We start from the raw sequence: 7333 nt of genomic DNA, 5'->3' as shown, positions 1-7333 counted from the left end.
CTACCTCTAAGAGTCCATCTTCTGGTATAACCATACCAACCCTCATCGTTAATGATATTATTTAATTCAATTTGCTAATTTATATTCCAGTTTCCGAAATATCGCTTAAGTTTTTCAATAGTGTGTCGCCATTTTGGAGTTGTTGGTTTGCAGACCGTATTTTGATTGCCGAAGAATCCGACCTCATTCACCGCGTCTTGCTCACTACGGGTTTCCAGCCATTTCACGGGAACAAAATACTCGGACTTATCGGGGTCATCTGCGTTCCGGTGATAGAGAACGCTGTACTTAAGCACATCCATCGCCCGCTTTTCGCCGTCGTCAGTATTGATGGTGAAGCTACTGGCAGGCTCAACGGCGCTCTGTACAATACCGACGCCGACGTAACCCGTTGCAGGTATTTTCACCCAGACGCGATTGCCAGGCTGAAGCTGTTTTAACGTCTGACTATACCAGCTCCCGCCCCCCGCACTGATAAACCCGTAGCGGCGCGCCTCTTCCCAGACGCGACTGTTTGAATCGCCAAACGAGACGTAAAACTCACCGTTCCAGGGTTCCTTCGCATTGGCACTTGTAGCAGTGGCCTGTGCGGCATTGGTTTGCGTTTCGCTCGGATCAATAAGCCAGGCACGGCTTAAGAACTGTTCATCACCATGCTGGAATACTTTAAAGAACAGAACGTTAATCGAGATGCCGTTCTTACTCAGATAGTCGACGATGCGTTCGGTGGACGGATCCAGTTCCGCTGCGACAATAATGATTTGATGTGACTTGTTGATGAAATCATCTTCCAGCTCGGCGTTGAAGCGTTGTCTGAATGCGTCACCCAAGTTTCCACCACCGGAAAATCTATCGTAAATCTGCGACAGACGCTCGGCACTTAAATCATCCACCCAGGAGGCGTAATCCAGCGCCTGAGCAACCACTTCACGTGGCGTGCGGTCGCGTTTCAGTTCAATCAGGATCAGCGAGGCATCCGGCGCAATCGCCAGCAGATCGATACGCCCTTTATCGAGCGTATTTTCCTGATGGCCGATGATCATCCACTGATCGGAGAGGATAGTCGGGTCGTTTAAAATCATCTTCTCCAGCAGTTGCTCGCTGGCGAGTTTGCTGATGGTTAGCGGCTGGGGATTCTCCCCTATCCGCCAGATTGCATGATGAACCGGCATCGTCTGTTCCTTAGTTTAATGCTGCTTCAGTGAGCGTATCCGCTAGGTGAAGCTGGGTTTGTTGGGCGGATTGCAATCGTAATTTGAGTTGTCCGCATAAACTAAATAACTCGTTAACCCTGGCAACAATACAATTTTGTTCCTTATATGGTGGTAAAGGGAACAAAAGAGAACTTACATGTGTTTGATTGACGGTTTTCTGACCTGCGGTTGTAATAAATAAATTATTAATTTTCCTTCGTATCAACGGAGAAGAAGCAACCAGTATTAAGTAGTTCTCATCAATAACTCTCTTATACGGAAGCCGTAATCGAATAAAGTGATCACAATAGCACACGTTTTGGTCATCATCATATAGAATAAACCCACCAACAATATCAGCACTACCATTAACACGAACTATTAATATATCATTCTTATCAAGACAATATTTCTGCTTTTCCGAATCAGTTATAGCTATTGCTCTAGTGTCAGCAAAGGATACCTTCCAGTCTTTTATATCTGCAAGACGGATAACAATACTATCTTTACCTGACGAACTGCCTCGGCTAGATAATCCATTTTGGAACTCTGGATATAGTCCTTGCATCGTGGTCCATTCCCAACCATCAGGCAATTCAAATGATTTTTCCTCATTACTCACTGGCGGCAACGGTTTTTGCTTTTTGATTTTACCTTCTTTCACCAGTTGCGCTTTTTCCTGCTCAATACGTTTAAGCAGTTCAGATGCCGGTTCATCGTTAGGATCCTGCGGCACCAGCTTACCCATAACAGCCAGTTGCAGAATGGTTTGTTTAAGCGTATCGATACTCGCTTCGGTGTTAAACAGCGTGTCGAAATGCTGGCTGATTCGCGCCCAGTTTTCGGCGAGTTCTTCGGCATTTTGGCTATCGGTCAGCGTTGCCAGCAGGGTTTCAACTAGTTGCTGATGTGCGTCCAGACTGGTTAGCGATTGCTGCTCCAGTTGGTCACAAAGGAGCATAAGTTCATCTATTTTTGAAACCAAACCAATTTGATCTTGTTCACTAGCAAAAGGAATTAAAACCTCATTTGCTCTACTTATTGTCAATGTGTGAACGGTTGTTCCCATGCTATATTTGTGGATCTCATCTTTCCAATACTTGGAAGTGAATATTTTATTTAAATATTCCGAATAAATCGCATGAGTATTTTTAAAAATAAGAACACTTGCATCTTTAAAGTAAAATTTATCATAAGGTTTAACAATGTAAGGTACACCTATCGTCCCCACGCCAGTGAGCATAATGTCATTAGTTTCAGGTGATAACCCGTTCAGACATAAACTTTCAAACAATTCAGGTGAAATAAATAAATCATTATTTACTTCGCCATATTTTGCTAAAGTTACAATTTCACGAGCCCGATAAAAAGGTATACCGTCAGGTTTCCAATCCTGTTGATGCACCCGGCTGCTCGAGCCAATTAAACCCAAATCCCCCAAACGTACCCACTCCCATCCCACCGGCAGTTTAAACGGTTTCTCATCCTCGCTAATTTCCTGCAGCGGCTTCTGCTTTTTCATTTTACCCTGCTTCACCAGCTCCGCTTTCTCTGCGGCAATACGCTTTAACAACTCAGACGCCGGTTCATCATTCGGGTCCTGCGGCACCAGTTTGCCGCGCAACGCCAGTTCCAGAATCAGCTCGCGCAGTTTCTTAATGCCGTAGAGGTCGATTTTACCGTTACTACCCCGCCCAGCAGTGGAGCGGGTTTGCACTGCAGAAGACCAAATATCGATATGGTCGGTGATCAGTTTCTCAACGGTCATCAGTTCGCCTCCTTGCTGCCCGCCAGAGCCGCACCGAGGATATCGCGCAACTGGTTACGCAGCTCGCTGATTTCCGCCTGCTGTTTCTGGTACTGTGCCAGCAGCTCATCCGGATCGTGGCTGATGGTTTCACCCTGGTACGGGTTCTTAATATCAAGGTTGAAGTTACGGGCGATGATGTCTTTGATGCTGACTTTCCACGCCTGATTGTTCTCTTCGCGGCTGGCAAAATCGTCAGCTTCGTTCCCCCACCAGTCAATTTCCGCCTGGAACTCTTCAAACTTCATCGGCTTGGTTTTGCTGTAGTTCTTCACGCCGTCCGGGTACGGGTGCTCATAGAACCATACCTCTTTGGTTGGCTGACCTTTAGTGAAGAACAGAATATTGGTTTTGATGCCGGTGTACGGGTTAAACACGCCGTTCGGTAACCGCACAATGGTGTGCAGGTTGCACTCTTCGGTGAGCAGCTTTTTGATTTTGGTTTTGACACCTTCACCAAACAGCGTGCCGTCCGGTAACACCACCGCCGCGCGGCCTTTGTCGGCCAGCACTTCGATAATCAGTTGCAGGAACAGGTCAGCGGTTTCGCGGGTCTGCATCTCTGCCGGGAAGTTTTTTTCAATGCCGTCTTCTTCGGTGCCGCCAAATGGTGGGTTGGTAACAATTACATCGACCTGCTCATCCCAGGAAGAGAGCGGTTTATTCAGCGTGTTGTCGTGACGGATTTGCACCGGCACTTCAATGCCGTGCAGCAGCATATTGGTGGTACACAGCAGATGCGGAAGCTGCTTTTTCTCTACGCCATAGATCTGCTTTTGCAGTGTTTTATGGTCTTCGGTCGTTTTAACGTAATGCTCTTTCACATGGTCGAAGGCGCAGGCGAGGAAACCGCCGGTACCACATGCTGGATCCATAATCGACTCGCCCAGCTTCGGGTCGATGCGGTTGACCATAAAGCGCGTTACGGCACGCGGGGTATAGAACTCACCCGCGTTCCCGGCGCTTTGCAGGTCGCGCAGAATTTGCTCGTAGATATCGCCAAACAGATGACGTTCCTGGCTGCTGCTGAAGTCGATTTCGTTGAGCTTGTTGATCACCTGACGCAACAGAGTACCGTTTTTCATGTAGTTGTAGGCATCGCTGAACGCCTGTTTGACCACAAAACCACGCGGGTTTTTATCGATCGGCGCGGTGAGGTTTTTCAGCGTCGGGAACAGGTCGTCGTTAACAAATTCCAGCAATGCTTCACCGGTTATGCCTTCGCTGTTTGCCGCCCAGCTACGCCATAAGTAGCGCTGAGGGATCGGGAACTGGTAGTCGTCCTGTTCCAGTTCCAGCTCTTCTTCCTGGGTATCAAAAATCTTCAAAAACAGCAGCCATGAAAGCTGCCCCAGACGCTGGGCATCGCCGTCCACACCGGCGTCTTTACGCATAATGTCCTGAAGGGATTTAATGACTGAGCTAATCGACATGTTTTCTTTCCATACTTAAAAAAGGATGCCACTGGCCGCAGACGCGGCCAGTGGCAATAGATTTATAGGTTGTCAGGCTGAGCGTGGCGGTAACTGGTAGATTTCGTTTTCCAGTTCATTGACGGCTTGCTCATACGCCTTTTTGTCACCAAAGTGTGTTTTGATGATTTCGATCGGACGTCCCAGCGTATCGAACGGCTTCAGTTTAAGTACCTGAACATCCTCAATTTCCTGCACGCCTTCATCGGCGTATTTGTCCAGCAGGGTATTAAGCACCTGCTGCGCAGGTTCGGCGTATTTCGTAAAATAGTTACGCTTACGCACGTTCGCCGCGCGCTCCTGGCGCGTCAACGGCGGCTGACCGTACACCACATGACAGAGCAAATCAAACGGGTCGAGCTCTTTACCTACCTCTTCGGCCAGCACGTCCCACAGAATACCCAGTTGCTCCAGTTCTTCGATGATGATCTGTTTGCGTGGTGCATCCTGCCATTTGCGCACGAAGCTATCCAGCGAAGCGTAATCACTGTCTTTGAGCATCGTTTTGCGGGTGTAATCTTGGAAAGATTCGGTCACCAGTTTGCCGTCAGAATCGTAATACTGAACGCGCTTAGCCAGTACTTTTACATCCACGCCATTCACATAGAATTTGCGGACTTTGTTTTCATCATCGTCATGGAATTCACCGCTGCCTGAATGCTTGTCACGATTGACCTGATAGTCAGCGGCGTCTTCTCGCGCTTCACTGGCGTCACTATCTCCGTCTTCCGCATTATTTTCCGCATCAAGTTGTTCGTTGAAGTCTGAATCTTTGTCGGAAATATCGCCGGGTTTTACTACCAGCACTTTTTCTGGCAGGCCGTCAAAGCGTGGGTCTGCAAACAGCTCGGTCGCTTTTTTGAAGTCGAGAATGGTGAACCACAGCTTGCCATGCTTTTCGTTGATACGCGTTCCGCGCCCGATGATCTGTTTAAACTTGGTCATCGACTGAATGTTTTGATCCAGCACCACCAGCTTACAGGTCTGCGCATCAACGCCGGTGGTCATCAACTCCGACGTTGTCGCAATAACAGGGTAAACTTTTTTAGGGTTAATAAAATTATCCAGTTGCGCCTTGCCGATATCATCGTCGCCGGTGATTTTCATCACGTACTTTTCGTTCTTCAACACCTGCTCGGGGTTGAGCACCACCAGCGCATGGCGTATTCGATCGGCGTGATCGATGTCGTTGCAGAAAACGATGGTTTTATCCATCGGGTTGGTACGTTTCAGGTAATCGGTGATGGTCTGCGCCACCAGCATGGTGCGCTCATCAATCACCAGCGTGCGATCAAAATCTTTCAGATTGTAGATACGGTCTTCAATCTCTTCGCCGTATTTATCCAGTTGACCTTTGACGGGCCGCCAGCCCTGGACATCAACGTCGATATCAACGCGCACGACTTTGTAAGGAGCGAGGAAACCGTCTTCAATACCCTCTTTCAGCGAATAGGTGTAAACCGGCTCACCGAAGTAATCGATATTGGAGACGTCTTCCGTTTCTTTTGGCGTTGCCGTCAGACCGACCTGAGTGGCGCTGCCGAAATACTCCAGTATTTCTCGCCAGGCAGAATCTTCAGATGCGCTGCCACGGTGGCATTCGTCAATCACAATCAGATCGAAGAAATCAGGCGCCACCTGTTTATAGGCTTTCTGGTGTTCTTCCGGTCCGGTAATGGCCTGGTACAGCGCCAGATGCACCTCATAGGCGGGATCAATAGTGCGTCCGGAGACTTTGGTCATTGCCGCGCCGAAAGGCTGGAAATCATTGTTTTTGGTTTGATCGACAAGAATATTGCGGTCCGCGAGGAAGAGGATGCGTTTTTTGTTTTTGGCCTTCCAAAGCCGCCAGATAATCTGGAATGCGGTGTAGGTTTTGCCCGTACCGGTTGCCATGACCAGCAGAATGCGATTCTTACCTGCCGAAACGGCATCCACCGTTCGGTTAATCGCCTGCATCTGATAATAACGGGGTGATTTTCCGCTGCCGTCGTCGAAATATTCTTGGCTGATAACCGGCAATTGCTCCTGAGTGAACCCTTTCCAGACACAGTATTTTTGCCAGAGCTGTTCAGGTGTTGGGAAGTCGCTAAGGGCAATTTCGGATTCGAGCTGCTGCAGATTAGTTTTATCGTGGAAGATGAACCCATCACCGTTGGAGGCAAATACAAAAGGAACATCGAGCAGGCTTGCGTAGTCCAGTCCCTGCTGCATCCCTTTACTGATGGCGTGCTTGTTAGCCTTGGCTTCGATAACTGCTAATGGCAAGTTAGGTTTGTGGTACAGCACGATATCGGCAGACTTAACTTTGATACGTGACGCCAGTTTGCCACGGACTACAATCTTGCCATCGCGAAGTTTCACTTCCTGCCGAATCTGCGACATCACATCCCAGCCCGCATCCTTAACCGCAGGAAGGATGAATTTAGTAATGATGTCTGTTTCAGTCAGGTGCGTTTTGTTCACGCCAGCCATAGCAGGGCACTCCACGAAATTGGGTTAGCTCTGATTTTACACAGAATAGTGCCTGACGTAATGACCTGAAACGAGGTTTTGGATATACATCGTTGTTATTGCCGCACTATGTGATGCGGCAATAACAACGATCAGATTGAAGTATTGTTATTCCTGGGGCGTCCCGTCAATGGTCGCTCGGGCACTTCGTTGCATCCGTATGACCTGCTCCCCGTTGATTAACACACCGCGATGTTAGTAATGTCTTCATAAGCCACATGAGGACAACCCCATGAAGAAGCGTTTTTCCGACGAACAGATCATCAGTATCCTCCGCGAGGCTGAAGCCGGGATTTCTGCCCGTGAGCTCTGCCGTAAGCACGCCATTTCCGACGCCACCTTTTACA

At 48.5% G+C, this 7333-nt stretch carries 5 protein-coding genes; 1 reads left to right on the top strand and 4 read right to left on the bottom strand.

Features of this window, described 5'->3' with window-relative positions; translation table 11 throughout:
* Positions 1-74: 74 nt before the first annotated feature.
* From VSR74_RS23070 to hsdR, 4 genes are all read right to left on the bottom strand, one after another.
* The gene (locus VSR74_RS23070; protein WP_347796821.1) at positions 75-1172 is read right to left on the bottom strand and encodes a nuclease; all 1098 of its coding nucleotides are present in this window, start codon (positions 1170-1172) and stop codon (positions 75-77) included.
* A 10-nt stretch (positions 1173-1182) separates the two neighbouring features.
* A complete protein-coding gene (locus VSR74_RS23065) occupies positions 1183-2961 on the bottom strand; it encodes a restriction endonuclease subunit S domain-containing protein (protein ID WP_347796820.1) in 1779 nt (592 codons plus the stop codon).
* A complete protein-coding gene (locus VSR74_RS23060) occupies positions 2961-4433 on the bottom strand; it encodes an N-6 DNA methylase (RefSeq protein ID WP_347796819.1) in 1473 nt (490 codons plus the stop codon). Before VSR74_RS23060 ends, VSR74_RS23065 begins: the two co-directional genes overlap by 1 nt.
* Positions 4434-4505: 72 nt before the next feature.
* On the bottom strand, positions 4506-6947 hold the full coding sequence (hsdR, locus tag VSR74_RS23055) for an EcoAI/FtnUII family type I restriction enzme subunit R (RefSeq protein WP_347796818.1): 2442 nt from the start codon (positions 6945-6947) through the stop codon (positions 4506-4508).
* A 271-nt stretch (positions 6948-7218) separates the two neighbouring features.
* Here hsdR and VSR74_RS23050 point away from each other — a divergent pair.
* A partial coding sequence (locus VSR74_RS23050; protein WP_347796822.1) for a transposase occupies positions 7219-7333 on the top strand: 115 nt, incomplete at its 3' end.

It is taken from the genome of Pseudocitrobacter cyperus, from assembly GCF_039889165.1.
In the GTDB taxonomy this organism is placed as follows: domain Bacteria; phylum Pseudomonadota; class Gammaproteobacteria; order Enterobacterales; family Enterobacteriaceae; genus Pseudocitrobacter; species Pseudocitrobacter cyperus.
Note: the sequence above shows the minus strand (reverse complement) of the source record. Positions and strands in the feature narration are given on the sequence as shown.

Coding starts and splice junctions, on each gene's coding strand:
- VSR74_RS23070 (WP_347796821.1), bottom strand. CDS start 1,172: ATGCCGGTTCATCATGCAATCTGGCGGATAGGGGAGAATCCCCAGCCG.
- VSR74_RS23065 (WP_347796820.1), bottom strand. CDS start 2,961: ATGACCGTTGAGAAACTGATCACCGACCATATCGATATTTGGTCTTCT.
- VSR74_RS23060 (WP_347796819.1), bottom strand. CDS start 4,433: ATGTCGATTAGCTCAGTCATTAAATCCCTTCAGGACATTATGCGTAAA.
- hsdR (WP_347796818.1), bottom strand. CDS start 6,947: ATGGCTGGCGTGAACAAAACGCACCTGACTGAAACAGACATCATTACT.